25 protein-coding genes are annotated in these 25,415 nt (G+C 71.6%); 8 read left to right on the plus strand and 17 right to left on the minus strand.

The genetic code is table 11. The features are described 5' to 3' along the window. Positions 1–16 precede the first annotated feature (16 nt). The 9 genes from AC6H2I_RS05305 to ftsE all read right to left on the minus strand — a co-directional run bounded on the left by AC6H2I_RS05305 (position 17) and on the right by ftsE (position 8,894). On the minus strand, positions 17–385 hold the full coding sequence (locus AC6H2I_RS05305; RefSeq protein ID WP_497499539.1) for a cupin domain-containing protein: 369 nt from the start codon (positions 383–385) through the stop codon (positions 17–19). 20 nt (positions 386–405) lie between these two features. Further along, complete coding sequence (locus AC6H2I_RS05310) at positions 406–1,695, minus strand: TRAP transporter large permease (RefSeq protein ID WP_497499540.1); 1,290 nt, start codon at positions 1,693–1,695, stop codon at positions 406–408. 49 nt (positions 1,696–1,744) lie between these two features. Further along, a complete protein-coding gene (locus tag AC6H2I_RS05315) occupies positions 1,745–2,263 on the minus strand; it encodes a TRAP transporter small permease (protein WP_497499541.1) in 519 nt (172 codons plus the stop codon). A 26-nt stretch (positions 2,264–2,289) separates the two neighbouring features. After that, the gene (locus AC6H2I_RS05320) at positions 2,290–3,045 is read right to left on the minus strand and encodes an IclR family transcriptional regulator (protein ID WP_497499542.1); all 756 of its coding nucleotides are present in this window, start codon (positions 3,043–3,045) and stop codon (positions 2,290–2,292) included. 253 nt (positions 3,046–3,298) lie between these two features. After that, positions 3,299–5,587: an adenosylcobalamin-dependent ribonucleoside-diphosphate reductase gene (locus AC6H2I_RS05325; RefSeq protein WP_497499543.1), complete on the minus strand. Its 2,289-nt coding sequence runs from the start codon at positions 5,585–5,587 to the stop codon at positions 3,299–3,301. Between the two features lie 245 nt (positions 5,588–5,832). Beyond that, a complete protein-coding gene (locus AC6H2I_RS05330) occupies positions 5,833–6,609 on the minus strand; it encodes a lysophospholipid acyltransferase family protein (protein ID WP_497499544.1) in 777 nt (258 codons plus the stop codon). A gap of 24 nt (positions 6,610–6,633) precedes the next feature. Continuing rightward, positions 6,634–7,290 carry a YdcF family protein gene (locus tag AC6H2I_RS05335; protein ID WP_497499545.1) on the minus strand — a complete coding sequence of 219 codons (657 nt, stop codon included), beginning with the start codon at positions 7,288–7,290 and terminating at the stop codon, positions 6,634–6,636. A 16-nt stretch (positions 7,291–7,306) separates the two neighbouring features. Then, positions 7,307–8,200 carry a cell division protein FtsX gene (locus tag AC6H2I_RS05340; RefSeq protein WP_497499546.1) on the minus strand — a complete coding sequence of 298 codons (894 nt, stop codon included), beginning with the start codon at positions 8,198–8,200 and terminating at the stop codon, positions 7,307–7,309. A gap of 10 nt (positions 8,201–8,210) precedes the next feature. Next, positions 8,211–8,894: a cell division ATP-binding protein FtsE gene (gene ftsE, locus AC6H2I_RS05345; protein ID WP_497499547.1), complete on the minus strand. Its 684-nt coding sequence runs from the start codon at positions 8,892–8,894 to the stop codon at positions 8,211–8,213. 176 nt (positions 8,895–9,070) lie between these two features. Here ftsE and AC6H2I_RS05350 point away from each other — a divergent pair, with 176 nt between their 5' ends. The 3 genes from AC6H2I_RS05350 to AC6H2I_RS05360 are packed head-to-tail and all read left to right on the plus strand — an operon-like array spanning position 9,071 to position 11,686. After that, positions 9,071–9,754 (plus strand): zinc-ribbon domain-containing protein, encoded by a 684-nt coding sequence (locus AC6H2I_RS05350; RefSeq protein WP_497499548.1) that lies wholly within the window; start codon positions 9,071–9,073, stop codon positions 9,752–9,754. Continuing rightward, entirely contained in the window at positions 9,751–10,794 is a 1,044-nt protein-coding gene (locus AC6H2I_RS05355) for a DNA adenine methylase (protein WP_497499549.1), read from the plus strand. The genes AC6H2I_RS05350 and AC6H2I_RS05355 overlap by 4 nt, the downstream gene beginning before the upstream one ends. Position 10,795: 1 nt before the next feature. After that, positions 10,796–11,686, plus strand: coding sequence for a DpnII family type II restriction endonuclease (locus AC6H2I_RS05360; RefSeq protein ID WP_497499550.1), 891 nt, complete (start codon positions 10,796–10,798; stop codon positions 11,684–11,686). A gap of 13 nt (positions 11,687–11,699) precedes the next feature. Here the strand turns inward: AC6H2I_RS05360 and AC6H2I_RS05365 are convergent, their stop codons facing one another. The 3 genes from AC6H2I_RS05365 to AC6H2I_RS05375 form a co-directional block, all read right to left on the minus strand. Next, positions 11,700–12,107, minus strand: coding sequence for a hypothetical protein (locus tag AC6H2I_RS05365; protein WP_497499551.1), 408 nt, complete (start codon positions 12,105–12,107; stop codon positions 11,700–11,702). A gap of 3 nt (positions 12,108–12,110) precedes the next feature. Further along, positions 12,111–13,358, minus strand: a complete 1,248-nt coding sequence (locus tag AC6H2I_RS05370) for an MFS transporter (protein ID WP_497499552.1) — start codon at positions 13,356–13,358, stop codon at positions 12,111–12,113. A gap of 106 nt (positions 13,359–13,464) precedes the next feature. Continuing rightward, positions 13,465–14,373, minus strand: a complete 909-nt coding sequence (locus AC6H2I_RS05375) for a LysR family transcriptional regulator (RefSeq protein ID WP_497499553.1) — start codon at positions 14,371–14,373, stop codon at positions 13,465–13,467. 86 nt (positions 14,374–14,459) lie between these two features. On the opposite strand from AC6H2I_RS05375, the gene AC6H2I_RS05380 reads away from it, so the two are divergent. Then, on the plus strand, positions 14,460–14,939 hold the full coding sequence (locus tag AC6H2I_RS05380; RefSeq protein WP_497499554.1) for an NUDIX hydrolase: 480 nt from the start codon (positions 14,460–14,462) through the stop codon (positions 14,937–14,939). Here the strand turns inward: AC6H2I_RS05380 and AC6H2I_RS05385 are convergent. From AC6H2I_RS05385 to AC6H2I_RS05395, 3 genes are all read right to left on the minus strand, one after another. Further along, on the minus strand, positions 14,902–15,768 hold the full coding sequence (locus AC6H2I_RS05385; protein ID WP_497499555.1) for a putative bifunctional diguanylate cyclase/phosphodiesterase: 867 nt from the start codon (positions 15,766–15,768) through the stop codon (positions 14,902–14,904). The two genes, AC6H2I_RS05380 and AC6H2I_RS05385, sit on opposite strands and share 38 nt — an antisense overlap. Positions 15,769–15,917: 149 nt before the next feature. Further along, positions 15,918–16,559 (minus strand): LuxR C-terminal-related transcriptional regulator, encoded by a 642-nt coding sequence (locus tag AC6H2I_RS05390; protein ID WP_497499556.1) that lies wholly within the window; start codon positions 16,557–16,559, stop codon positions 15,918–15,920. A 301-nt stretch (positions 16,560–16,860) separates the two neighbouring features. Further along, positions 16,861–17,550, minus strand: a complete 690-nt coding sequence (locus tag AC6H2I_RS05395; RefSeq protein ID WP_497499557.1) for a LuxR C-terminal-related transcriptional regulator — start codon at positions 17,548–17,550, stop codon at positions 16,861–16,863. A 484-nt stretch (positions 17,551–18,034) separates the two neighbouring features. Between AC6H2I_RS05395 and AC6H2I_RS05400 the strand changes: the two genes are divergently transcribed. The 3 genes from AC6H2I_RS05400 (at position 18,035) to AC6H2I_RS05410 (ending at position 21,284) form a co-directional block, all read left to right on the plus strand. Then, positions 18,035–18,511 carry a hypothetical protein gene (locus AC6H2I_RS05400; RefSeq protein ID WP_497499558.1) on the plus strand — a complete coding sequence of 159 codons (477 nt, stop codon included), beginning with the start codon at positions 18,035–18,037 and terminating at the stop codon, positions 18,509–18,511. A gap of 112 nt (positions 18,512–18,623) precedes the next feature. Continuing rightward, positions 18,624–20,912 (plus strand): ATP-dependent helicase, encoded by a 2,289-nt coding sequence (locus AC6H2I_RS05405; RefSeq protein WP_497499559.1) that lies wholly within the window; start codon positions 18,624–18,626, stop codon positions 20,910–20,912. Between the two features lie 123 nt (positions 20,913–21,035). Next, positions 21,036–21,284, plus strand: coding sequence for a hypothetical protein (locus AC6H2I_RS05410; protein ID WP_497499560.1), 249 nt, complete (start codon positions 21,036–21,038; stop codon positions 21,282–21,284). 64 nt (positions 21,285–21,348) lie between these two features. Here AC6H2I_RS05410 and AC6H2I_RS05415 read toward each other — a convergent pair whose 3' ends face one another. Next, on the minus strand, positions 21,349–23,199 hold the full coding sequence (locus tag AC6H2I_RS05415) for a CHASE domain-containing protein (RefSeq protein WP_497499561.1): 1,851 nt from the start codon (positions 23,197–23,199) through the stop codon (positions 21,349–21,351). A 1-nt stretch (position 23,200) separates the two neighbouring features. Continuing rightward, positions 23,201–23,608, minus strand: a complete 408-nt coding sequence (locus AC6H2I_RS05420) for a response regulator (protein WP_497499562.1) — start codon at positions 23,606–23,608, stop codon at positions 23,201–23,203. A 199-nt stretch (positions 23,609–23,807) separates the two neighbouring features. Here AC6H2I_RS05420 and cimA point away from each other — a divergent pair, with 199 nt between their 5' ends. Then, positions 23,808–25,412, plus strand: a complete 1,605-nt coding sequence (gene cimA / locus AC6H2I_RS05425; RefSeq protein WP_497499563.1) for a citramalate synthase — start codon at positions 23,808–23,810, stop codon at positions 25,410–25,412. The last annotated feature ends 3 nt before the right edge of the window (positions 25,413–25,415 follow it).

Below are 25,415 nucleotides of genomic sequence, written 5' to 3' on the forward strand. Positions count from 1 at the left end.
GTCGGATACCGGGTGTTCAGGTCTTTTCCGCGTAGGGCGGGGCGTAGACGACGAGGACGCGCACGGGTTCGTCGCTGACGGCGGTGAAGACGTGCTCCTCATCGGCCGGGAAGAAGCAGCAGTCGCCGGGGCCCAGCACGGTGTCCTGCCCGCCCACGGTGGCCCGCGCCGCGCCGGACAGCACGTAGCAGACCTGCTCGATGCCGGCGTGGAGGTGGGGGTGGGCGCCGTGGCCTTTCTGGATGGTGCCGAGCACCACCTCGACATGCTCGGCGCCGACCGTCTCGCGGCCGATCAGGCGCCGGTTGACGGTGCCGGAATGGTTGGCGGGCGAATAGGACGGAACGTCCGCCTCGCGCACGAAATAGGTCCGGGGCTTTGACACAGGGGGCGTTCCTCGCGGGGTCAATGGTTCATGGTGCCGGGCAGCCAGAGCACGAGTGCGGGCCACAGGATGAGCGCGCCGATCACCAGCAGGTGGGCCAGCACGTGGGGGGCGATGCCGGAGAAGATCTCGGCCAGCGGGCGGCCGCTGTAGCGGGCGACGACGAAGACGTTGAGGCCGAGCGGTGGCGTCACCATGCCGACCTCCGCGGTCACCACGACGATCACGCCGAACCAGACGGGGTCGAAGCCCAGCGCGGTGATCGCCGGCACGGCGATGGGCACCGTCAGGATCAGGATGGCGAGCTGGTCCATGAAGCAGCCCATCAGGATGTAGAGCATCACGATGAGCACGATGACCACGCGCGGCGGCACGTCGAGGCTGGTGACCAGGGACACCGCGCCCTGGGTCACCTGGCTGAGCGTCAGGTAGAAGCCGAAGATGTGCGCGCCGACGACGATCATCAGGATCATGCAGGTGGCCCGCGTCGCCCGCGCCAGCACCCGGCTGAGGGAGCGGGGGCCGAGCCGGCCCAGCATCGCCGTCAGCACCAGCGCGCCGAACGCCCCCAGGGCGGCGGCCTCGGTCGGCGTGGCGATGCCGAGGTAGATGACGCCGGTGACGATGAACAGCAGGGCCAGCATCGGGCCGACCTCCCGCAGGGCGGCCAGCTTGGCGGCCAGGTCGTGGCTCTGGCCGGCGGGCGCCAGGGTGGGATCGCGCCACAGCAGCACGCGCACCGTGAGGATGATGGCGAAGGTGACCAGCACGCCGGGCACGACGCCGCCGATCAGCAGATCGGCGATCGGCACCTCGGCGATGATGCCGTAGAGCACGAGCGCGATGGACGGCGGGATCAGCATGGCCAGGGTGCCGGAGATGGCGACCACGCCGGCCGAGAAGCGGGGCTCGTACCCCGCCCGCATCATCGCCGGGATCGAGGTGGCCGACAGCGCCGCGGCGGACGCGGTGCTGGACCCGGAGATGGCGCCGAACCCGGCCCCGGCGAGCGCGGTGGCGACGGCGAGCCCGCCCTTGACCCGGCCCATCCACACGGACATGGCGTGGAACAGTCCGTCGGCGATGCCGCTGGCCACCACCAGCTCCGCCATCAGGATGAACATGGGGATGGTGATGAGCTCGTAGGAGTTGGCCACCGAGAACGGCGTGGTCTGCAGGATGCCGATCAACGCCGCACCGCCGGCCGTGACGTAGAGGCCGAGCGCGCCGGCGATCGCCAGGGCGAAGCCGACCGGGGTGCCGATGGCCAGCAGCAGGAACAGCGCGCCGATGACGAGGATGGGCGTCATGACTTCCTCAGGTTTCTTTTTGTCTGGTGGTGCCGGACGGGAGGCGCGGTCATTCCGGCGTCTCGAAGACGAAGGACGGGTCGCTGCCGGTCTGCGGCTCGACCACGCGCAGGACGCACAGGAGCAGGATGGGGGCGGTGCCGAGGGGAACGATCCAGTAGGCGAGCCAGAGCGGCCAGGGGATGAGGGTCGCCATCACCTCCAGCGTCGCCGTGCTGGCGAGCGCGCGCAGCAGCCCGGTCCACAGGATGGCCGCGAACAGCGCCGCCGACAGGGTGTAGATGACGCGGTCGACCCAGCGCCGCAGGGCCGCCGGCAGGCGCAGGTAGAGGATGTCGACGCGCACATGCTCGTCATGGCGCAGGGTGTTCGACAAACCGAAAAAGAAGACCCCGACCATCAGGTAGAGCGAGATCAGGTCGTAGGAGAATCCCAGCGGGCTGTTGAACAGGTAGCGCAGCGTCACGTCGGCGAAGACGATCAGCATCATCAGGAACAGAAACAGGCAGGCGACCACCAGGAGAGCCGTTTCCAGGAGGACGATGCCGCGGGTCAGCCGGGAAGTCATGGGCCGGGAAGTCATGGGCCGGGAAGTCATGGGGAGTCCTCGTGGGGGGAGAACAGGGCGGCGATGCGGGCCACCGCCTCGGCGATGTGGGCGGCGACCGCGGCGCGCTTGTCCATCAGCCGGAAGTTCGGTCCGGCCACCGAGACGGCCAGCCGCTCGCCATCCAGCACCACCGGCATGCCGATGCCGAGCACGTCGGTGGTGAACTCCGAGAGGTTCTCGAACCAGCCCCGCGCCACCGAGGCCCGGATGTCGGCCTCCACCGCCGCGGCGTCGGGCAGGGTGCTTTCCTGGTACTTGCGGAACGGGATGTTGGCGAACAGGCGGGCGCGCTCCTCGGCGCTGTAGCAGCTGAGGATCGCCTTGCCGCCCGAGGTCACCTGGATCGGCCGGCGGTCGCCGGTCTGGGCGAAGTAGCGGACGGGGTGCTGGGACTCCACGACCTCCAGGTAGACCGTCTCGGCGTCGGCGCGGTGGGCCAGCAGGACGGTCTCGCCGGTCTGCTCCTGCAGCCAGGTCAGGACCGGGCGCAAGCGGTCGATGAAGGGATCGTTCTGGGCGATCTCCTGGGCGAGCACCAGCAGGCGCCGTGTCGGGTAGTAGCCACCCCACAGCCGCATCTCGTGGATGAGCCCGCGCGCCTCCAGCGTCTCCAGCAGATTGAACGTCGACGACTTGGGCATGCCCAGCGCCTCGCTGATCTGCGACAGGGTGCGTGGCCGCTTGACCCGGGCGAACAGCTCGAGGATGGCCAGGAGGTTTTCGGCTTGTTTCACGATCATGAACAAACTTTCAGATATCGGAACGACGAAGTCAAGCCACGGACTGTTGTGCCGCGCAGCAATTCGCGCCGGCGACGCGATCCGTGGCCGGTGATCGGGGACGGGCGTCGTGAAACGCCGCCCGGCGGCGGCTGACGCGCGCGTCAGGGGGCACGCGCGCCAGCCGCGCCTGCGCGATCTTAAGGGAGTGGCACCGGAGGTGGTTTGACCGCTGGCGGCCGCTGCGCCTACCGGCGTGCCGGCAGCGCGTGCGTCAGCCGCACTTGGAGTATCCGCACGACGGACAGAGGTCGCAGCCCTCCTGGCGCAGCAGGCCGGGCTGGCCGCATTTCGGGCACTGCGCGCCGGGCGCCGTCCGGGCGCCGGCCGGGGCGGCGATGGCCTTGGCCAGGGTCGCCCGGTCCTCCCGGTCGGCCAGGAAGCCGATGGCCGTCATGTGCTTTTCGATGACGTCGCCGATGGCGGCCAGCAGGGAGGGGACGTAGCGCCCCTGCATCCAGGCGCCGCCGCGCGGGTCGAACACCGCCTTCAGCTCGTCCACGACGAAGGAGACGTCGCCGCCGCGCCGGAACACCGCCGAGATCATGCGCGTCAGCGCCACGGTCCAGGCGTAGTGCTCCATGTTCTTGGAGTTGATGAAGACCTCGAACGGGCGCCGCCGGCCGGCGTCGACGATGTCGTTGATGGTGATGTACATGGCGTGGTCGCTGTCGGGCCAGCGCACCTTGTAGGTTTCGCCGGGCAGCGAGTCGGGACGGTCGAGCGGGCGGGCATGCTCGGCCAGGCCGTCGGCGTGCGCCGGCTCGGCCGGGGTCCCGCAGGGGGGGGCGGCCGGCCGGGCCTCCTCCGCCTTCACCGCCAGGACGGCGCCGGTCACCGCGTTGGGGCGGTAGGTGGTGCAGCCCTTGCAGCCCAGGGCGTAGGCCTGGCGGTAGACGTCCTGGAAGGCGTCGAAGGGCAGGTCCTCGGGGCAGTTGATGGTCTTGGAGATGGAGCTGTCGACGTGGCGCTGCGCCGCGGCCTGCATCACCACATGCTCCGACGGGGTCAGCGACTGGGCGTCGACGAAGCTGTCGGGCAGCGGCGCGTCGGCCCCGAATCGCGCCCGGAACAGACGGTAGGCGTGGTCGCTCACCGCCTCGGTGCGGCGCGTGCCGTCGGGCTGCAGGACCGAGCGCTCGTAGGCGTAGGCGAACACCGGCTCGATGCCCGAGGAGATGTTGTCGGCGAACAGGGAGATCGTGCCGGTGGGGGCGATCGAGGTGAGGAGCGCGTTGCGCACGCCGTGCGCCTCCACCAGGGCGCGGACGTCCGGCTCCAGGGCGCGCACCTTCGGCGCGGCCAGGAACGCGTCGCGGTCGTACAGGGGGAACGCGCCCTTCTCGGCCGCCAACAGGGCCGAGGCGCGGTACGCCTCGTTCTGCACCGCGCCCAGCCAGGCCTCCGTCAGCGCCACAGCCGCGGGGCTGCCGTAGCGCACGCCGCACAGGATCAGGGCGTCTGCCAGTCCGGTGACGCCCAGGCCGATGCGCCGCTTGGCCCGGGCCTCGCGCCGCTGCTCCTCCAGGGGAAAGCGCGAGGCGTCGACCACGTTGTCCATCATCCGCACGCAGACCGGAACCAGCCCCCTCAACGCCTCGAGGTCGAGCCGCGCCGTCGGCGCGAACGGATCGACGACCAGGCGGGCGAGGTTGACGGAGCCCAGCAGGCACGCGCCGTAGGGCGGCAGCGGCTGCTCGCCGCAGGGGTTGGTGGCGGAGATGGCCTCGGCATAGGACAGGTTGTTGTCCCGGTTGACCCGGTCGATGAAGATGACCCCAGGCTCGGCGTAGGCGTAGGTGGCCTGCATGATGCGGTTCCACAGGTCACGGGCGCGCAGCGTGCGGTGGACCGCGCCGTCGAACACCAGGGGCCAGTCGGCGTCGGCGTCGACCGCCGCCATGAAGGCGTCGCTCACCAGGACCGACAGATTGAACATGCGCAGCCGGCCGGGCTCGCGCTTGGCGTCGATGAAGGCCTCGATGTCGGGGTGGTCGCAGCGCAAGGTCGCCATCATCGCCCCGCGCCGGGCGCCGGCCGACATGATGGTGCGGCACATGGCGTCCCACACGTCCATGAAGGACAGCGGCCCCGACGCGTCGGCGCCGACGCCGCGCACCGCGGCCCCCTTGGGCCGCAGCGGCGAGAAGTCGTAGCCGATGCCGCCGCCCTGCTGCATCGTCATCGCCGCCTCGCGCAGGTGGGCGAAGATCCCGGGCAGGCTGTCCTCGATGGTTCCCATGACGAAGCAGTTGAAGAGCGTGACCGACCGCCCCGTCCCGGCGCCCGCGAGAATCCGCCCGGCGGGAAGGAAGCGGAAGTCGTCGAGGGCGCCGTAGAACGCGTCGGCCCAATCCTCGGGCCGGGTTTCCACTGCCGCAAGAGCGTCGGCGACGCGCCTCCAGGTCCCCTCGACCGATTTGTCCACAGGTTCGCCGGCGGCCGTCTTGAGCCGGTACTTCATGTCCCAGATCTGTTGGGAAATGACCGCGATCCCGTCCATGCACGCTCTCCATCGATGGTCCGTGCGCTCGCCGGCAGGCGCCATCCCTTGAGAATATCCTAAGATAAACAAACAGTTGCCAGGGTGTCACCGCACCAGGGGTCGGTTTGCCCCGGACTCCGCCGCCGCACCTCGCGATCCGTTGCGGCAATGACACAATCCCGTCACATGTCTTTTGAACCCGCGCCGGTGACACTGTGTGCTCTTGACGGGACAGCAGCCCACAATTTTATCCACAGTTTCGTTCACGACTGTGCGGAAACCGCGGATTCCGCGGCCTTGACGGACGGGCGGACGGTCGCCGGCCCACCCGCGGCGACCACGAGTCGATCCGAGGCGTCCTCGAGGCGCCGCTCCAGCTCCTCCATGGCGGCGGTCCGCGGCAGGCCGGGCGGAAGCGGCGGAAGGATCTCGACGACGATGGTGCCCGGCCGTTTGAGGAAGCTGCGGCGGGGCCAGTACAGCCCGGAGTTGAGGGCGATCGGCACCAGCGGCAGGTCCAGCGTTTCGTAGAGCGCGCCGACGCCGACGCGGTAGGTGCGGTAGGTGCCGGGAGCGGTGCGGGTGCCCTGAGGGAAGATGACGATGGGCCGGCCCTCCGCCTTCACCGGCCGGGCGCCCTCGATCAGCGACGCGAGCGCCCGGCCGCGCGCCCCGCGGTTCACCGCGATCATGCGCGCCTTGCGCGCGTACCAGCCCCACAGCGGGATCCACATCAGCTCGCGCTTCAGCACGATGGCCGGGTCGCCGAGCAGCAGATGCAGCTTCATGGTTTCCCACGCCGACTGGTGCTTGGCGGCGACGATGTAGGCGCCGTGGCGTGGCAGGTTGTCCGCGCCGCGGACCTCGTAGTCGAGGCCGAGGATGGTGCGCTCCAGCCAGGCGACGACCCGCAGGTACCAGCGCACCACCGCGATCATCCGGCGCCGCGGCAGCAGCAGCATCCAGACCAGGCCGAAGCAGGCCACCGTCGTCCAGCCGAAGAAGGCCAGGTTGAAGAGGAGGGAACGAAGGGCGAGCATACGCGGAAAACCGTCGTCGGATGGTCAGGAATCGAGGAGCCTCTCGATCTCGAAGCGCAGGAGCGCCACGAGATACTTGTTGTATTCGTTGATCAAGAGGTTTGCGTTGCCACGCCGCTGCCACCAGCGTTCGAGGTCGAGGCCGTCGGGGGCGACGGGATGGGGCACGATCTCCAGGTCGGGCATCGCCAGGCGGAATTCCAGCAGGCTGCGGCGGATGTGGTAGTTGGCGGTGACGAGGCGCAGCGAGCGGTAGCCCTGCTCCTCCATCCAGTCGGCGGTCTCGTAGGCGTTGCCGATGGTGTTGTCGGCGGCGTAGCCCAGGACGATGCAGCACTCCAGCTCGCCGGGGTCCTGGCGCGACAGGCGCAGCAGCTCCTGCACCTCGACGCCGTCGTAGACGCCGGACACGAACAGCTTCTCCGCCGCGCCGTCGGCGAGCAGCTCCAGCCCCTTGGAGAGGCGTCCGCTGCCGCCGGTCAGCACGACGATGGCATCGGTGCGGGCCAGCGTGGCTCCCGTCTCCCGGTCTCCCGTCTCCTGGGGGCCGGCCGGAGGGATGGTGGAGACGAACCACAGCAGCCCGGCCGCCCACACCAGCGTGGCAAACGCCGCCATCTGGACGAGGTGGAGAATCGAGCGGCCGATGCCGCCGCCGCGCCGTCCGAAATGCCGCGCCATGCTCACGCGCCCCCCGTCACGGCAGGGTCTCCAGCGTGCGCGTGACCGTGCGCCGGGCCGTCAGCACGGCCAGCGCGCACGCGGCCAGCGGCACCAGGGCCAGCGCCCCCCACTGCGCGGCGCTGAGCGCGAAGTCCGGCAGCAGGGTGGCGCGCAGCCCGGCCGACGCCCGGTCCACCGCCGCCAGGGTGACCGCGGCCAGGGCGATCCCGGCGACCCCGCCGCGCAGGCACAGGCGCAGCACGTGGGATTCGAACTGGTGCGAGACGTAGCGGTCGGTGGCGCCCATGAGGTGCAGCAGCTCCACCACGTGGCGGTGGATCGCCAGGCCCGTGCGCACGGCGAACACCACCGCCATCACCGCGGCCCCGCCGACCAGGGCGACGATCCCCAGCGCGGTCCATTCCACCGCCCGCGCGAAGGCGCGCAGGTCCGCCAGCCAGGCCGCGTGGCCGTCCAGGCTGGCACCCGGCACGGCCTCGGCCAGGCGGCGGGCCAGGGTGGGAATGTCGACGTCCGGGCCGACGGCGACGTCGATGACGGTCGGCACCGGCAGGTCGGGATCGGTGGCGGCGTCGGGCCCCAGCCAGGGCTCGATCAGGCGCGCCGTGGCCGCGGCGTCCAGGGGCGTGGCGGCCACCACCCCGGGGGTGCCGCGCAGGATCGCCAGGGCGGTCTCCACCCGCTCGGCCACCGGGATGGCGCCGGGGCCGACCATCGGCACGACCTGGGCGGTGGCGCCGCCGGACAGCCCGTCGTCCCAACGCGCCGCCATCTCCGACACGACCATCTGGCCGGCGACGGCCAGGGTCGCGAGGTAGACCATGACGGCGGTGATCCAGGACAGGAAGCGGGCCGACGGATCGTCGGCCAGCGGCAGGTCGGAGCGGGCGCGCAGCAGACGGATCACGGTGCCCGCCTCACGCCGGCTGGCGCGCCGCGAGCGGCGGCAGCGTCTGCAGTTGGCCATGCTCCAGGTGCAGGCGCGGGTGCTCGAAGCGGTGGATCAGGCGTTCGTTGTGGGTGGCGATGACCACGGTGGCGCCCAGCTTGTGCAACTCCTCGAACAGGTAGAGCAGGCGGGTGCCGATGGCGTCGTCGACGTTGCCGGTGGGCTCGTCGGCCAGCAGCAGGCGCGGCCGGTTGATGACCGAGCGGGCGATGGCGACGCGCTGCTGCTGGCCGCCCGACAGGGTCGAAGGCCGGGCCTCCAGGTGGCTGCCGAGGCCGACCCAGCGCAGCAGTTCGGCGCACTGGGCCAGGACCTCGCCCTCCGGCGCACCGGACATGCGCAGGGGAAGCGCCACGTTGTCGAGGGCCGACAGGTGGTCGAGGAGCTGGAAGTCCTGGAACACCACCCCGATCTGGCGGCGCAGCGCCGGCAGGTCCACCCGCGCGACCCGTGCCATGTCGCGCTCGAACAGGGTGATCAGGCCGCGGGTCGGGCGGTGGGCCAGGTACATGAGCTTGAGCAGCGACGACTTGCCGGCGCCGCTGGCGCCGGTCAGGAAATGGAAGGAGCCCGGTGGGAGGGCGAAGGTTATGTCGCGCAGCACCTCCGGGCCGGTGCCGTAGCGCAGACCGACGTTCTCGAAACGAATCACATCCCCACCACCGCCGCCTCGGCGGCGGCGCTTCCGGTCCCAACGTACGCGTGCCGCGACCATCGCACGGCGCGGGGCCGTCCGTCCACTGCGACCGCGGCAGGGGCGTTCCTTGCGTCGCCGCGCGCAGTTACCTATAAGTCGAGTGCCCCTTCCGAGACCCCGCGGCCCCCCTGATGATCATCTCCTGTGCGATGTGTTCCACGCGGTACACCGTTCCCGATTCGGCGGTGGGCCCGGAGGGGAAGAAGGTCCGGTGCACCAGTTGCGGGCACACCTGGTACGAATACCCGCACCACGGCCCCGGCGCCACCGCGGTCGAGGAGTCCGGCACCCGGGAGCCGGAGCGCCCGCGCGCCGCCACCGCGGCCGCCACCACGGCGGCGGCGCGGCGCGGCGGGGCGCCCGCGGCAACCGGGCGCGCCGCCGGGCGCAAGGGCCTGGTGGCGTGGCTGGCGCTGGCGGTCCTGGTCGCCGGGCTGGGCGCCGGCGGTGTCCTGATGCGGGCCGACGTGGTGCGCCTGTGGCCCGCCGCGGCGCTGCTCTACGACACCGTCGGCCTGCCGGTGGAACCGCCGGGGGCCGGGCTGGAGCTGAAGAACGTGCGGTCCGAGCAGCGCGAGGAGGACGGCGCCCCGGTGCTGGTCGTCGAGGGGCAGATCGTCAACGTCTCCCAGTCCGAGCGCGCGGTGCCCGAGGTGGTCGCGGTCTCCCTGGATCCGACGCGCAAGCCGGTGGCGCGGTGGGTCATCGCCGCCTCGTCCGACCGGCTGCTGCCCGGCGAGATCGCCACCTTCCGCTCGGCGCAGCGGGATCCCGGCAACATCGCCGAGGTCATGGTCACCTTCCAGGGCCGATGAGGGCGCCGGACACGCTGCCGGCGCGGGCCGCGGCCTACCCGGAGCTGCGCTACATGGGCTCCAAGCACCGCCTGCAGGGCTGGCTGCACGCGGTGTTCGCCGGCCTGCCGTTCGAGACGGCGGCCGATCCCTTCACCGGCAGCGGCTGCGTCGCCCACCTGCTGAAGGCCATGGGCAAGCAGGTGGTGGCGTCGGATTTCCTCAACGTCGCGGCCACCCTCGCCGAGGCGACCGTGGAGAACGCCGGGCGCCGGCTGGAGCCGCGCGCCCTGGCCCGGCTGCTGGCGCCGGCCCCGGCCGCCGAGGATTTCATCGCGCGGACCTTCGCCGGGATCTTCTTCACCGCCGACGACCTGCGTTTCCTCGACCGGGTGTGCGCCAACCTCGAGCGGCTGGCCCATCCCCACGAGCAGGCGCTGGCCCGTGCCGCCCTGGTGCGCTCCTGCCTCAAGAAGCAGCCGCGCGGCGTCTTCACCGTCTCCGGCGACCTCAGCCGCTACAACGACGGGCGGCGCGACCTGCGCCTCACCCTGGAGGAGCACTTCGCCGAGCAGGTCGGCGTGTTCAACGCCCTGGTGTTCGACAACGGGCGTGAGAACGTGGCGCTGCGCCAGGACGTCTTCGACACGGCCACGGCCGGCGTCGACCTCGTCTACCTCGATCCGCCGTACGTGCCGCGGGCCGACGACAACTGCTACATCAAGCGCTACCATTTCGTGGAGGGGCTGTCCTGCTACTGGCGCGGCCTGCGCATCCTGGAAACCACCAAGGTGCGCAAGATCGAGAAGCGGTTCACCCCGTTCTCCTACCGGCGCACCGCCCTGGAGGCGTTCGACCGCATGTTCCACCGCTTCCGCGACAGCATCATCGTGCTGTCCTACAGCTCCAACGGCTTTCCCGACCGCGAGCGGCTGGTCGAGCTGCTGGGCCGGCACAAGGCGCGGATCGAGGTGCACGCCCGTCCGCACCGCTACCATTTCGGGACCCACGGCGCGGTGCGCCGCGCCGCGGTCGAGGAATACGTCATCGTGGGGCGCTGAGATGGAGGTGGTGGAGCAGAGCCTGGACGACCTGCTGGGCGCGCTGGGCCCGCTGGCGGTGGACTGGCGCGATCCGACCGCCTTGCGGGTGATCGACCGGCTGGCGGCGCTGCCGGTGAAGCCGGTCTACGGAGCCGCCGATCTGCGCAGCCTGCTGGCGACCACGCCGTTCGACGACGCCATGCTGATCTGCCGCCTGTTCCTGGGCCTGTCCAAGGACCAGTTCACCGCGGCCCTGGCCGAGGCGGTCGGCGAGGGCGGCGCCACCGGGGTCAAGGGCTGGCAGGCCGACCGCGAGCGGTTCGTGGCGGCGCTGGTCGCGCTGGGCGTGCCCGAGGCGATGGCGGCGGAGGTCAACCGGCCGCTGCGCTGGAGCGACGTGCTGGTGGAGCGGCTGCGCAGCGGGCGCGGCAGCGCCATCGCCGGGCAGAAGCGGGGGCGCGGCGTGGAGGATTTCGCCGAGGCCATCGTGCGCGGCGTCTTCGGCGACCGCTTCGACAGCCGCTGTACCTTCACCGGCAGCCGCGGCAACCGCGCCAAGTGCGACTTCGCCATCCCCTCGCGCGAGGCGCCACGCATCCTGGTCGAGGCCAAGGGCTACGGCGCCACGGGGTCGAAGATGACCGACATCATCGGCGACATCGAGAAGATCATCGCCGCCAAGCGGGCCGACACCAGCTTCCTGCTGTTCACCGACGGCCTGACCTGGCGGCAGCGCCGCAGCGACCTCAAGAGGATCGTCGAGTACCAGAACGAGGGGGCGATCGCCCGCATCTACACCCAGTCCATGGCCGACCGCTTCGCCGCCGACCTGGAGCGGCTGCGCCTGGAATGCGGGCTGCCGGGGCCGGCCGCGGAGACGCAGGTCCAGGGATCGCTGGGCCTGGAGTGAAGGGACACGCCGGTCAGGGGCGCAGCCGGTAGACGCCGGGGCGCTTGTCGTCGGCGGTCACGGCGATGCAGCCGCCGAGCTGCGGGCCGACCGGCAACTCGCCATAGGCGGCCCAGGCGCCCTGGTCGTGCAGGCGGCCGACGAAGCCGGACCCGGCGCCGCGCGCCACCCAGGCGAAGCCCAGCCAGGTCCGCCGCACCGGCTCGCCGCCGGCCCGCACGACGGCGGCGAACGCCGCGTCGTGGGGGGTGCCCGGCGGGAACACGGCCAGCACCGTGCCGTCGCCGTCGGGCGGCAGCGCCGCCTCGCGCAGCGCCACGCTCATCGCCACCAGCCACACCGCCAGCACCGCCGCACCCAGCGCCAGGGCGACGCCGTGTCCGGTGGCCGGGGGTCCGGTGGCCGGGGGCGCGGTGGCCATGGCTCAGGCCGCCGCCGGGGCCAGCCGCGGCGCCGGCCGGTCGGAGATCGGCCAGTGGACGACCGCCGCGAACAGGCCCAGGGCCACGCTCATCCACCACACCGCGTCGTAGGTGCCGACGCTCTCGTAGAACACCCCGCCCAGCCACACGCCGAGGAACGCGCCGACCTGATGGCTGAGGAAGACGATGCCGAACAGCATGCCGAGGTAGCGGGTGCCGAACATCGCCGCCACCAGCCCCGACGTCGGCGGCACGGTGGACAGCCACAGCAGGCCCATGGCGGCGGAGAAGGCCAGCACCGACACGGTCGACACCGGCAGCAGGACGAAGGCGGCGATGGCCACGGCGCGGGCGAGATAGATGGCGCTGAGCATGGTGCGCTTGTTCATCCGCGCGCCCAGCACCCCCGAGGCGTAGGAGCCGACCACGTTGGCCAGGCCGATCAGGGCCAGCGACCAGGCGGCGAGGCCGGCCGGGGCACCGACATCCGTCAGATAGGGCGGCAGGTGCACGGTGATGAAGGCGAGGTGGAAGCCGCAGACGAAGAACCCGGCGATCAGGAGCTGGTAGCTGCGGTGGGCGAAGGCCTGGCGCAGCGCCTGCATGGTGGTCTGGTCGGGGTCGCCCAGCGACCCGGCATGGCCGCCGCGGCCGCCGGCCAACGCCGTGGCCATCAGCGGCACCAGGATGAACACGCCGCCCAGCAGGAACAGGGCGGTCTGCCAGCCATAGGCGGCGATGAAGGCCTGGCCCAGCGGGGCGAACAGGAACTGGCCCAGCGATCCGGCGGCGGTGGCCACGCCGGCCGCCCACGACCGCCGCTCGGGCGGGAGGTGCCGGCCGAACGCGGCGATGACGATGGGGAAGGAGGCGCCCGCCAGCCCCAGCCCGACCAGCACGCCGGCCGTGAGGTGCAAGGTCGCCGGGGCGTCGGCGACCGCCGTCAGGGCGACGCCGAGGCCGTAGAGCACGCCGCCCGCCGCCAGCACCCAGGCCGGGCCGTAGCGGTCGGCGATGGCCCCGGCGAAGGGCTGGCCCAGCCCCCACAGGATGTTCTGGATGGCCAGCGCCAGGGCGAAGACGTCGCGGCCCCAGCCATGGGCGTCGGACAGCGGCGCGTTGAACAGCCCGTAGCTGGAGCGCACGCCGAAGCCGATCAGGGCGATCAGGCAGCCGAAGGCGACGACGATGTCCGGGGTCCGCCAGTCCCGCGGGGCGGGCGCCCCGGCGGGCCGATCGATGGTGCTCATGGGTCCTCCGCTGCGGCCCGGTGCGGTGCGACGCGCGCCGGCTGGTGTTCAGGCGGCAGGATAGGGGGAGCCGCGTCTTTCCTCAAATTCATAAACGGAACGGCCGTCATTCCGCGGCGGAATGCTGGGGTGCCAATTCGGCGGCCAGGGTCTCCTCCAGCGAGTCGAACACCCGGTCGAGCCGGCCGGCGTGGCGCGAGCGCACCATCCAGACGGCCACCGTCAGGCCGAACCCGGGCACCGACACCGGCACCAGCCGCCCGCTGACCGCGGGGTCGGCGAGCAGGCGCAGCGGGGCGGTGCCGAAGCCGACGCCGCGCGCCGCGAGCGACAGCAGCAGGGTCTGGTCGAACGCCTCGACCAGGACGTTGAGGGAGCCGCCGGCCCGGCCGACCGCCCGCTCCAGGGTGGTCCGGTAGCCGCACCCCTCGGGCTGCAGCACCCAGCCGGCGGCGTTCATGGCGTCCAACGACCGGCCGTGGCGGGCGATCATCTCCGGACTGGCGACCACGTGGACCTCCTCCATCATCAGCCGCCGCCCCGCCACCCCCGGCGGCAGCTCCTCGCGGGCCGGCAGCAGCAGCAACGCGCCGTCCAGGGTGCCGGCCTCGATCTGGGCCAGCAGCGCGGCGCTCCAGTCCGACTGCAGGCGCACCACCAGCTTCGGGAAGGCCGCCCGCAGGCGGTCCAGTGGGACGTCGGCGAGCAGCCGTGCCAGCACATGGGACGCCCCCAGCCGCACCAGCCCCTGGGGATCGCCGGCGGCGGCGAAGGCGTCGGCGAAGGCGTCGATTGCGCGCAGCACGCGGCGCCCGTGGGCCAGCGCCATCTCGCCGTCGCGGGTCAGGGCCAGCGGCTTGGTCTGGCGGTCGAACAGGACGGCGCCGACCTCGGCCTCCAGGCGCTGGATCAGGCGCGACACCGCCGATTGGGTCAGGTGCAGGCGTTTGGCCGCCTCCTGCACCGAGCGCGCCTCGGCGACCGCGATGAAGGTGCGGATCTCGTTCAGTTTCATGGGAGAGGCCGGGGTGCTGCCGCGATGCGGGAGGAGTGTCGGAGCGGGCTGGCGCCCTGTCAAGGAGGCGGCTAGGCTCGGCCGCCATGAGACAGACCCGCGACCCCGCTCCCCCGCCGTCCGCCCGCTCCGAGCGCGAATACCCCGATCGTCCGTGGGTCGGGGTCGGCGTGATCGCCTGGCGGGGCGAGCGGGTGCTGCTGATCCGCCGCGGCAAGGCACCGCGCCAGGGCACCTGGAGCATCCCCGGCGGGGCGCAGCACCTGGGCGAGACGGTGTTCCAGACGGCGATCCGGGAGATGCGGGAGGAGACCGGGCTGATGGTGGCGCCCAGCGAGGTGGTCACCGTGGTCGACGCGGTGACCCGCGACGGCGCCGGCGCCGTGCAATACCACTACACCCTGGTCGAGGTGGCCGCGGAGGTGGTGGGCGGCGACGAGGCGGTGTGCGCCGACGACGCGCTGGAGGCCCGCTGGGCCACCGCCGACGAGGCGGCGGCGCTGGTGCCGTGGGACGAGACGGCCCGCGTCATCCGCCTGTCGGCGGCACGCCGGTCCGGGCGATGAACCCGGCCACGGCGTCGCCCGCCATCGGTCGGGCCAGCAGGAAGCCCTGGACCTGGTCGCAGCGGTAGGCGCGCAGGAACAGCAGCTGCTCCGCCGTCTCCACGCCTTCGGCGATGACCGTCAGCCCCAGGGCGTGGGCCATGGCGATGACCCCGTGGACGATCGCCGCGGCGTCGCGATCCTCCACCATCGCCTGCACGAAGTGCTTGTCGATCTTCAGCGCCTCCACCGGCACCCGGCGCAGCAGGGCGAGCGACGAGTAGCCCGTCCCGAAATCGTCCAGCACCAGATGCACGCCGGCACCGCGCAGCTCGACCAGGGCGGCGCGGGCGTCCTCGCCATGCTCGAACAGGGCGGTTTCCGTCAGCTCCAGCTTGAGCTGGGCGGCGGGCAGGCCGGTGTCGGCGAGGGCGGTCAGCACGCCGCGCGCCAGCCCCGGCGCGGCGAGCTGGCGCGCCGACAGGTTGACCGCGACCGGCACGTCGGTGACCCCGTCGTGCAGCCAGGCCGCGGCGGTCGCGCAGGCCGTGCGCAGCACCCACTCGCCCAGCCGGTGGATCGCCGGTCCGCCCTCCGCCATGGGAACGAAGACGTCGGGGGGGATGATGGTGCCGTCGGGAAGGCGCCAGCGCACCAGCGCCTCGAAGCCGGTGAGGCGGCTGGCGTGGGTGTCCAACTGGGGCTGCCAGACGAGCCGGAGCTCGTCGCGGGTGATCGCCTCTTCCAGGCGTTCGGCGAAGGCGTCGTGCACCGCCTCCGCCGGCATGGCGTCGGTCGCCAGGGCGCCGAGAAGGCCCGCCTCCGCCACTGCCCTGAACCCCGCCCCCATGCCGCCTCCCTGCCAAGCCCGTTCCACCCCAACACCCGGCGAAACGTTTTGTTAACCAAATCAGGCGGGGGTACTGTGCGCCGGCGGCCACGGCAGCGAAAGCGTTAATACGGGGTGCCCGGTGACAAGGAACGGAACGGCCCGGCCTGTCACATGCCCTGGGCGGTCAGGGCGGCCTGGGTGCGGTTGCGCACGCCCAGCAGGCGGAGGATGGCGGTGACGTGCACCTTCACCGTGCCCTCGGTGAGGCCGAGTTCGTGGGCGATCTGCTTGTTCGACTTGCCCTCGCGCAGGCGGGTCAGGACCTCGCGCTGGCGCGGCGTCAACTGGTCGCCGCTGCCGCCGGTGGCGGTCAGCGGGTCGTCGGGTCCGGGATCGCTGGAGGTCAGCAGGTCGCCGCGGATGGCCTGGGCGGGAACGTAGATCCCGCCGTTCAGCACCAGTTCCAGCGCGCCCATCAGCACCCTCGCGCTGGAGGATTTGGGGATGTAGCCGGCCGCGCCGTTCTCCAGCGCCTCCAGCAGGTCGCTGCGCCGCTCCGAGCCGGACACGACCACCAGCAGGGCCTTTGGAAGGCGCTCATGGATCGCGCCCAGTTCGGAGAATCCCGCCCATCCCGGCATGCCGAGATCGAGAAGGATGAGGTCGAAGGCGGTGGTGCCGTCGCACAACGCCCGCACCTCGTCGAACGTGCCCGCCTCCCGGAAGGACATGTTTTCCTTGAACTGCGACAACAACCGACGCAGCCCGTCCCGGAACAAGAGGTGGTCGTCGGCGATCAATACGTGCATCAGGAACGCCCTTGCAGGGTTTCGAGCCGGGAAACGCCACGATGCCACCCGTCAATGCAGCGGGTCGTCGACGGAGCGGTGTGCTGACCGCGCAGGATGTTCGACAGTAATGTCTTGAGCGTCGTGGCGTTTGTTCTTGGTGCCTGCGCCTCGACGTTCTTAGTGCCTGTGCCACAACAGGGTAAAGAGGGATTTTGGTGTTATGCCGCCCCACATAGGCCGTTCGCAACCGACATGCCCATAGGGAGCGGCGCCGCTGCCGGGGGACATCTCCAGGGGCGCCACGCCACCGCGGGCCGCCTCACGCAGACGTGGCGCTTTCCGTCCGGCTCTCGGCGGGCTGCTCGGCGATGTTGTTGTTCATCGCCCAGATCGCCGCCTGGGTGCGGTTGGAGGCGTTGATCTTGCGCAGCAGGCTCTTCAGGTGGACCTTGACCGTCGCCTCGGTGATGTTGAGGTGGTTGGCGATCATCTTGTTGGAGTTGCCGTTCAGCAGACAGCGCAGGATCTGCACCTCGCGCTGCGACAGCCCTTTGCGGCGGGCGGGGGCTTCCGGTCCGGGCTCGATCGAGCGGCCGGCCACCAGCAGTTCGGCGAGGTGGGTGGGGAACACCTTCTCGCCCATCATCACCAGGCGCAGCGACTGCATCAGGGACTCGCAGGCGATGTCCTTCATCAGGTAGCCGTCGGCCCCGGCGCCCAGCGCCCCCGACAGCCGGCGGGTGCACAGCTCGCTGGTGAGGATGACGATGCGGATGTCGGGGATGCGCACCCGCAGGAGGCGCATCGCCTCGACCTCGTCCTGGTCGCCGCTGGCGAGGTCGATGAGCACGAGAGCCGGGCGCGGGTCCGCCGAGTCGACGAGGCCGACCGCCTCGCGCAGGGACCCGGCCTCGCCGATCACGCGGAAGGCGGCGGTGTCGACCAGGCGCTTCATGCCCTCGCGGAACAGCTTGTTCGCATCGATGAGGAAAACGTTCACGGGATCCATCGTCGAGCCACCTATGCTGGGTTTGCGTCGCAAGCGCACCGGCGTGGCGGGCGCTTCGGAATGGTCCCGGAACGGCGTTGCGCCGATCGGCGCGCCTCTTTCGGTTCCGGAGCCCTGTTTTCGAAGAGCACAGTAACCCGGAATTGAGCGACAGAAAATTTCTCTAAAGGCGTGTTCGGTTCGGAAATGGGCATATGCCCTAAGTCCGGATGAATGAAAGTCCTCGTAAGAATGTAAGCCGCTCCGAAACGGGGAGTAAACGTGACAGACGAGATGGGTCGGCATGCGCCGATGTTGCGGTGCCGACGGGTCCGTTTGTGCGCCACGACGGGGTGCTTCTTTCCGCAGTGGTAGTGCCACGACGGCGGGGTAGGGCGATTGCGGCGGCGATCCATGGCGCCGGAGGCTGTTGGCGGGCGTGCAGGCATGGGCCTGCCGAGCATCACCGCCATCAATGGCGGCCCCGCAGCCACGGAGGAAGACCATGAGGACCACCACGCGCTGGACCACCGCGTCCGCCGCCACGCTCGCCCTGCTGTTCGCCGCCCCGGCGTTCGCCCAGTCCGCGGGGGCGCCGTCCACCGGCCAGACCTCCTCGCCGGACACCATGTCCGGCACCACCTCGGGGACCACCGCGGGGGCGGCCTCCGGGGCCGCCGGCAGCGGCAGCGCCGAAACCACCGGCGGCCCCTCCGCCATGAGCCGGCAGAAGGTGCAGAGCGCCATGGAGCAGGCCGGATTCGAGAACGTCCAGATCCTCGACACGGCGTTCCTGGTGCAGGCCCGCACCGCCGACGGCGACATGGTGATGATGGTGATCAACCCGCCGGCCCCGGCGGCGGGCTCCTCCGCCGGGGCCGCCACGTCGGGCGGACAGTCGGGCAGCGCGTCCGGCGGGTCGGCCGCTCCGCAGGCCGGCCCGCACAACATGAGCCCGCCGGGCACCCCGGAAAGCCAGTAGGCCCGGCGCGCCGCGCCACCCCCGGTCCGCGCTCCGGCGCGGGCCGGCGGTCGCCCGCCCGGGCGGGCGCGAGATCTTCGACACGGGCGCGCGGGTGCGCTATATCGCACCCATGTCCGATCCCTTTCTCGACGACGATCCCCTGAACCACGCCGCCCCGGCGGTGCCGGCGCGGGCCCTCCGGCCGGCCTATTTCGACGGGCTGAATCCGTCCCAGCGCGAGGCGGTGGAGGCGCTGGACGGGCCGGTGCTGGTGCTGGCCGGGGCCGGCACCGGCAAGACCCGGGTGCTGACCACCCGTCTGGCCCATCTGCTGATGACGCGCCGCGCCGCGCCCTTCCAGATCCTGGCGGTGACCTTCACCAACAAAGCGGCACGGGAGATGCGCGAGCGCGTCGCCGCGCTGGTGGGGGTGGAGCCGGAGGGCTGGTGGCTCGGCACCTTCCACGCCCTGGCCGCGCGCATCCTGCGCCGCCATGCCGAGCTGGTCGGGCTGAAGTCCAACTTCACCATCCTCGACACCGACGACCAGGTCCGCCTCGTCAAGCAGTTGCTGGAAGCCGCCGGGGTCGACCACAAGAAGTGGCCGGCGCGCCAGGTCCTTGGCGTGATCGAGCGGTGGAAGGACCGTGGGCTGACGCCGGGGAAACTGGCCGACAGCGACGGCGGCGAGGTGGCCGGCGGGCGCACCGTCGCCCTCTACCGCGCCTACCAGGAGCGCCTTCGCACCCTCAACGCCTGCGACTTCGGCGACCTGCTGCTGCACACCCTGACCATCTTCCAGAACCACCCCGACGTGCTTGCGGAGTATCACCGCAAGTTCCGCTACATCCTGGTCGACGAGTACCAGGACACCAACGTCGCGCAGTACCTGTGGCTGCGCATCCTCTCGCAGGCCCACCGCAACATCTGCTGCGTCGGCGACGAGGACCAGTCCATCTACGCCTGGCGCGGCGCCGAGATCGGCAACATCCTGCGCTTCGAGGCCGATTTCCCCGGCGCGCGCATCGTCAAGCTGGAGCAGAACTACCGCTCCACCGGCCACATCCTGGCCGCGGCCACCGGGATCATCGCCCACAACCAGGGGCGGCTCGGCAAGACCTTGTGGACCGACGCCGACAGCGGCGATCCGGTGCGGGTCAAGGCGGTGTGGGACGGCGAGGAGGAGGCCCGCTGGGTCGGCGACGAGATCGAGTCGCTGCAGCGGCACGGGGTGTCGCTGGGCGACATGGCGGTGCTGGTGCGCGCCGGCTTCCAGACCCGCGAGTTCGAGGAGCGGTTCATCACCCTGGGCCTGCCCTACCGGGTGGTCGGCGGCCCCCGCTTCTACGAGCGCCAGGAGATCCGCGACGCGCTCGCCTATCTGCGGGTGGTGTTCTCCCCCGACGACGACCTCGCCTTCGAGCGCATCGTCAACGTGCCCAAGCGCGGCCTCGGACCGGCCGCGTTGCAGACCGTGTTCCAGGCCGGGCGCGCCCGCGCCGTGCCGCTGGTCGAGGCGGGCTGGGGCCTGGTCGAGACCGACGAGCTCAAGCCCAAGCCGCGCGGCGCCCTGCGCGGCCTGCTGCAGGACTTCTTCCGCTGGCGCAGCCTGGCCGACACCATGGCCCACACCGACCTGGCCCGCATGGTGCTGGACGAGAGCGGCTACACCCGCATGTGGCAGGAGGACAAGACTCCCGAGGCGCCGGGCCGGCTGGAGAACCTCAAGGAACTCGTCACCGCCATGGCGGAGTTCGAGAACCTCGGCGGGTTCCTGGAGCACGTCAGCCTGGTCATGGAGAACGCCGAGGCGGCGGGCGTCGCCCAGGTCACGCTGATGACCCTGCATGGCGCCAAGGGGCTGGAGTTCGACATCGTCTTCCTGCCGGGCTGGGAGGAGGGCGTGTTCCCCAACCAGCGCGCCCTCGACGAGAGCGGGGTGGCCGGGCTGGAGGAGGAGCGCCGGCTGGCCTATGTCGGTCTCACCAGGGCCCGCAAGCGTGCCCACATCAGCCACGCCGCCAACCGCCGCCTCTACGGCAACTGGGTCAGCGCCATCCCGTCGCGCTTCGTCGACGAGCTGCCGGCCGCCCACGTCGAGGCCGACGCCTCGGGCGGGCTGTTCGCCGGGGCCGGCGGCCCGGGCGGGGCTCATGGCGGCGCGCCCTCCTTCTGGGGCGGCGCGGCGCGCCAGCCGCCGGCGCCCCGCGGTGTCACCCTGGAGGGCACCGCCTATCATGTGGAGCCGCGCACCCGCCCCGACGCCCCGTTCGCCAAGGGAGCGCGGGTGTTCCACCAGAAGTTCGGCTACGGCACCGTCAACCGGGTCGACCAGGACAAGCTGGAGGTCGCCTTCGACCAGGCCGGCACCAAGCGCGTGATGGACAGCTTCGTGGTGCCGGCGGAGCGGGCGGGGTAGCGGGGCTCCGGGGCTCCCGCTGTCATGCGGAAGACGGACCCCGGGGGGAGAGGCTTGCCAGCGCCCGGGCGATGCCCACATTATCGGTGAGAGATTCGGTCACACATTGCGGAGACACGCGCGATGCCGGAACTGCCCATCGCTGCCCTCGCCTGGTACACCTGCGGGATCGCAGGGTTCCTCTATTGGTGGTCGGAGGACGCCGGGCCGGATCGCCGCGTGATCCGCGACTCCCTGCTGGTCGGCCTGCTCGGCCCGGTCACCGCCCTGGCCGGTCTGGTGATCCGCCACGGCCTGCGGCCGCACGAGGACGCCGGAGGGTTGCAGCCGATCCGCGTGCGCAGCGACGACCGCCGCCGCCGCCGCCGCTGAGCCCTGCCCCCTCCCGGCAGGCGGTCGTGCCGCCCCGGCCGTGACGGCCGTCCGCCGGCGCCGCTCACGGCGTGGGCGGACGCCGGCGTGGGACGTTGACGATGAACACGGCGCCGCGGCCGCGCCGTGACAGCACGTCGACCCGGCAGCCCAGCAGGCGGGCCAGCCGCGCCACCGTCGCCAGCCCGAGGCCGAGCCCCTTGGTGCGGTCCCGCTCGGGGTTGCCCACCTGATAGAAGTCTTCGAAGATCAGGCGCTTGCGGTCCGCCGGGATGCCCGGCCCGGTGTCCTGGACCTTGATCGTCACGGCGTCCTGCGACGCCCGGCAGGCCAGCAGGACGGTGCCCTCCGTGGTGAAGGTCATGGCGTTGTCGAGCAGGTTGGCCACCAGGCGGCCCAGCATGTCGGCGTCGCTGTCCACCTCCAGGGCGAGCGTGCGCACCCGCAGCGCCAGTCCTTTCGCCGTCGCACGGGGCTGCGCATCGGCGGCCAGCCGCTCCAACAGGAGGTCGACCCGCAGCGGCGCCATCTGCGGCTGCACGGTCCCCGACTCCAGCGACGCGATCTCCATGATGGCGTTGAGCTGGCGCTGCGCCATGTCGAAGGCGCCGCGGGCCCCGGCCAGCAGGGGGCGTTGGGCGTCCCTGCCCGAATGCTCGCCCAGAAGGTGCAGGTAGATGCCGAGAGTCTGCAGCGGTTGGCGCAGGTCGTGGCTGGCCGCCGCCAGGAACCGGCTCCTGGCGGCGTCCGCGTGCTGGGCTTCGGCCTGCGCCCGGGTCGCCGCCTCGGCGCTCGCCTGCAGGGCGGCGGCGCGCTGGCGCTCGACCAGCAGGGACCTCATCACCGCCATGAGAAGCAGGGAGATGATCAACCCGGCCGCCAGCATCACCGCCGGGGCGGTGCGGTCGACGGAGGCGTCGAACGCGACGGTGGAGCGGATGTCCAGGAGCCACGACCGGCCGAACACGTCGACGGCGGTCTCCAGGCGGTAGCCGCCGATGGTGCGGTCGGGGTCGTCATCGGGGTCGCCCTGGGGGCCGCCGTCGGGGGAGCCGTCGGGGGTGCCGTAGAGCAACTGGTCGCGATCGGCCACGGCGGCGTCGTAGATGCGGATGTCCAGGACGCGGCCCAGCGGCCCGGTGCTCAGCACCTCCTCCATCAGGTCGCGCATGCGGAACGGGCTGTAGACCAGGCCGACGATGGCGGCGCGGCGGTCGGCGATGCTCTGGCGCGGCGGGCCGGGCCGGTAGACCGGATGGTAGAGCAGAAAGCCCGCCTGGACGTCCTTCTCGGTCTCCTGCACCAGGGTGACCTTGCCGCTGGCCATCGGCTGCCCGGTGTCGCGCGCCGCCACCATGGCGGCGCGGCGCACCGGCTCTGAGAACATGTCGTAGCCGAAGGCACGCCGGTTGCGCCAATCGAACGGTTCCAGGAAGAGGATGGGATAGTGGTCGTCGCGCATGCCGTCCGGCCACACCCGGTAGCCGGGGAAGCCGGTCGCCCGGACCTCCGCCTCGTGGGCCGCCACCGCGTCCGACGGGACGTTGGGTGCGAAACCGATGCCCTGGATGCCGGGATAGGTCTCCTCGACCCGCAGCGCCTCGACGAAGACCCGCCACTCCGCGCGGTCGACCCGCTCGCTGGCCCGAATCATCGCGACCCCGCTGCGCAGGATCTGCTGATAGTTGTCGAGCCGCCCCACCACCGTGGTGGCGAGGTCGTGGGCGCGGGCCCGGAAGCGGGACTCGGCAAGGCGTTCGACCTGGCTGTTGAGCAGCCAGGACGCCAGCGCGGTGAGCAGCAGGCTGAGCCCGAGGACCGCCGCCGTCTCCGGAGAGCGCGCCCAGCCCAGGCCGCTCCGGCTCCGCGCCTCGGCCCGTCCGGCGGGGGCCTCCCGTGTCCGGCGGCCGATCACGTCACCGTCCGGCGTCGGGCAGGATCTGCATCAGGACGGTGTGCAGGTGAGGCGGCATCACCGGCTTCTGCAGAACCGTCATACCCCGGGTCCTGGCCTCCCGCAGCGGCTCGCTGGAGGTGTCGCCGGTGATCACCAGGCTGGGCACGTCGCACCCGCACAGCTGGCGGATGCGGTCGATGGCCTGGAGGCCGGTGCGGCCCGCGCGCAGGCGGTAGTCCGCGACGATGGCGGTCGGCCGCTCCTCCAGAGCGGCCAGCCGGTCGACGGCGTCGTCCTCGGCCTCGGCGGTGACGACGCGGAACCCCCAGGTTTCCAGGAGGATGCCGAGCGCGGTCAGCACCGAGGCGTCGTCGTCGATGACGACGATCAGGCGGTCGGGGGCGGGGCGGGGGGCGGGCTGGGTCACGGGCGGCAATGGCTGGTCTGCGGGCGGTTGCACGTTTCATGGGCGCAACGCCCGTAACCATAAACCGCCCGCCCGCCGATTCCATGGGAGAAATCATGCGCCGGGGCACATCGCAGGAATCGGTTGAGATGTCGGTCACGTTCCGCCATTCTTCCTGCCCTTTCGATGATTTTCGACCGAATGGCCAGCGGGTTCGACAATGAACGGCGAGCGGATCTACCTCTACGACACGACGTTGCGCGATGGCGCGCAAACGCAGGACGTCGACTTCTCCGTCGCCGACAAGATCGCCATCGCCCGCGACCTGGACCGGCTCGGCATCGACTATGTGGAAGGCGGATGGCCGGGAGCGAACCCGACCGACGACCAGTTCTTCGCCGATCCGCCGACGCTGGATCGCGCGATCTTCACCGCCTTCGGCATGACCCGGCGCTCCGGCCGCAGCGCCGCCAACGACCCCGGCCTGGCGGCGCTGTTCAACGCCCGCTGCCGGGCCGTGTGCATGGTCGGCAAGACCTGGGACTTCCACGTCGACGTGGCGCTGGGCATCCCGCGCCAGGAGAACCTGGAACTGATCGGCGACAGCGTCGCCGCCGCGGTGGCGGCCAAGGGCGAGGCGCTGTTCGACGCCGAGCACTTCTTCGACGGCTACAAGCGCAACCCGGCCTATGCGGTCGCCTGCATCCACGCCGCCCACGCCGCCGGGGCGCGGTGGATCGTGCTGTGCGACACCAACGGCGGCACGCTGCCCGACGAGATCGAATCCATCGTCCGCCAGGTGGTGGACGAGCACGGCATTCCCGGGGAGCGCCTGGGCATCCACTGCCACAACGACACCGAGAACGCCGTCGCCAACTCGCTGGCCGCGGTGCGGGCCGGCGCACGCATGGTGCAGGGCACCATCAACGGGCTGGGCGAGCGGTGCGGCAACGCCAACCTGGTGTCGCTGATCCCGACGCTGATGGTGAAGATGGGGTTCACCACCGGCATCGCCGCCGAGCGCCTGCCGCTGCTGACCGAGGTCAGCCGCAATCTGGACGAGCGGCTGAACCGGGCGCCCAACCGCCACGCCCCGTACGTCGGCCCCAGCGCCTTCGCCCACAAGGGCGGGCTCCACGTCTCGGCCATCGAGAAGGACCCGACCAGCTACGAGCACGTGCCGCCCGAAACGGTCGGCAACCGGCGCGTCATCGTCGTGTCCGACCAGGCCGGCCGCTCCAACATCGTCGCCCGGCTGCGCGAGATCGGTGCGGAGATCGAGGCGAACGATCCGCGGCTGCCGCGGCTGGTCGACCTGGTCAAGCAGCGCGACAGCGCCGGCTACGCCTACGACACGGCGGAGGCCAGCTTCGAGCTGCTGGTGCGCGGCGAGCTGAAGCAACTGCCCCGCTACTTCGAGCTGCTGCGCTTCCACGTCACCGACGAACGGCGCTACAACGCGGTGGGCAGCCTGGTGGTGGAGTCCGAGGCCGTGGTGCGGGTGCGCGTCGGCGACGCCGTCCACCTCCACGTGGCCGAGGGCAACGGCCCGGTGCACGCGCTCGACCAGGCCATGCGCAAGGCGCTGGAGCCGGTCTACACCGACCTCGCCGCGGTCAAGCTGGTCGACTACCGGGTGCGCATCCTCGCCGCCAACGCGGCGACCGGCGCCATGCCGCGGGTGCTGATCCGCTCGCGCGACGGCGACGGCACCGAATGGTCGACGCTGGGCGTCTCGACCAACATCATCGAGGCGTCGATGGAGGCGCTGGTGGACAGCTACGTCTACAAGCTGTTCCGCGCCGGTGCCGCCGCCCAGGGGTGAGCG

This window comes from Azospirillum sp. NS33 (genome assembly GCF_059703765.1).

Excerpts from the sequence above, each read along its gene's own strand:
- AC6H2I_RS05315 (WP_497499541.1), bottom strand. The coding sequence starts at position 2,263 with ATGACTTCCCGGCTGACCCGCGGCATCGTCCTCCTGGAAACGGCTCTC.
- AC6H2I_RS05385 (WP_497499555.1), bottom strand. The coding sequence starts at position 15,768 with ATGGGGGCGGGGTTCAGGGCAGTGGCGGAGGCGGGCCTTCTCGGCGCC.
- AC6H2I_RS05355 (WP_497499549.1), top strand. The coding sequence starts at position 9,751 with ATGAGGGCGCCGGACACGCTGCCGGCGCGGGCCGCGGCCTACCCGGAG.
- AC6H2I_RS05350 (WP_497499548.1), top strand. The coding sequence starts at position 9,071 with ATGATCATCTCCTGTGCGATGTGTTCCACGCGGTACACCGTTCCCGAT.
- AC6H2I_RS05365 (WP_497499551.1), bottom strand. The coding sequence starts at position 12,107 with ATGGCCACCGCGCCCCCGGCCACCGGACCCCCGGCCACCGGACACGGC.
- AC6H2I_RS05330 (WP_497499544.1), bottom strand. The coding sequence starts at position 6,609 with ATGCTCGCCCTTCGTTCCCTCCTCTTCAACCTGGCCTTCTTCGGCTGG.
- AC6H2I_RS05370 (WP_497499552.1), bottom strand. The coding sequence starts at position 13,358 with ATGAGCACCATCGATCGGCCCGCCGGGGCGCCCGCCCCGCGGGACTGG.
- AC6H2I_RS05360 (WP_497499550.1), top strand. The coding sequence starts at position 10,796 with ATGGAGGTGGTGGAGCAGAGCCTGGACGACCTGCTGGGCGCGCTGGGC.
- AC6H2I_RS05380 (WP_497499554.1), top strand. The coding sequence starts at position 14,460 with ATGAGACAGACCCGCGACCCCGCTCCCCCGCCGTCCGCCCGCTCCGAG.
- AC6H2I_RS05400 (WP_497499558.1), top strand. The coding sequence starts at position 18,035 with ATGAGGACCACCACGCGCTGGACCACCGCGTCCGCCGCCACGCTCGCC.
- AC6H2I_RS05410 (WP_497499560.1), top strand. The coding sequence starts at position 21,036 with ATGCCGGAACTGCCCATCGCTGCCCTCGCCTGGTACACCTGCGGGATC.
- cimA (WP_497499563.1), top strand. The coding sequence starts at position 23,808 with ATGAACGGCGAGCGGATCTACCTCTACGACACGACGTTGCGCGATGGC.
- AC6H2I_RS05325 (WP_497499543.1), bottom strand. The coding sequence starts at position 5,587 with ATGGACGGGATCGCGGTCATTTCCCAACAGATCTGGGACATGAAGTAC.
- AC6H2I_RS05320 (WP_497499542.1), bottom strand. The coding sequence starts at position 3,045 with ATGATCGTGAAACAAGCCGAAAACCTCCTGGCCATCCTCGAGCTGTTC.
- AC6H2I_RS05335 (WP_497499545.1), bottom strand. The coding sequence starts at position 7,290 with ATGGCGCGGCATTTCGGACGGCGCGGCGGCGGCATCGGCCGCTCGATT.
- AC6H2I_RS05395 (WP_497499557.1), bottom strand. The coding sequence starts at position 17,550 with ATGGATCCCGTGAACGTTTTCCTCATCGATGCGAACAAGCTGTTCCGC.
- AC6H2I_RS05405 (WP_497499559.1), top strand. The coding sequence starts at position 18,624 with ATGTCCGATCCCTTTCTCGACGACGATCCCCTGAACCACGCCGCCCCG.
- AC6H2I_RS05375 (WP_497499553.1), bottom strand. The coding sequence starts at position 14,373 with ATGAAACTGAACGAGATCCGCACCTTCATCGCGGTCGCCGAGGCGCGC.
- AC6H2I_RS05310 (WP_497499540.1), bottom strand. The coding sequence starts at position 1,695 with ATGACGCCCATCCTCGTCATCGGCGCGCTGTTCCTGCTGCTGGCCATC.
- AC6H2I_RS05390 (WP_497499556.1), bottom strand. The coding sequence starts at position 16,559 with ATGCACGTATTGATCGCCGACGACCACCTCTTGTTCCGGGACGGGCTG.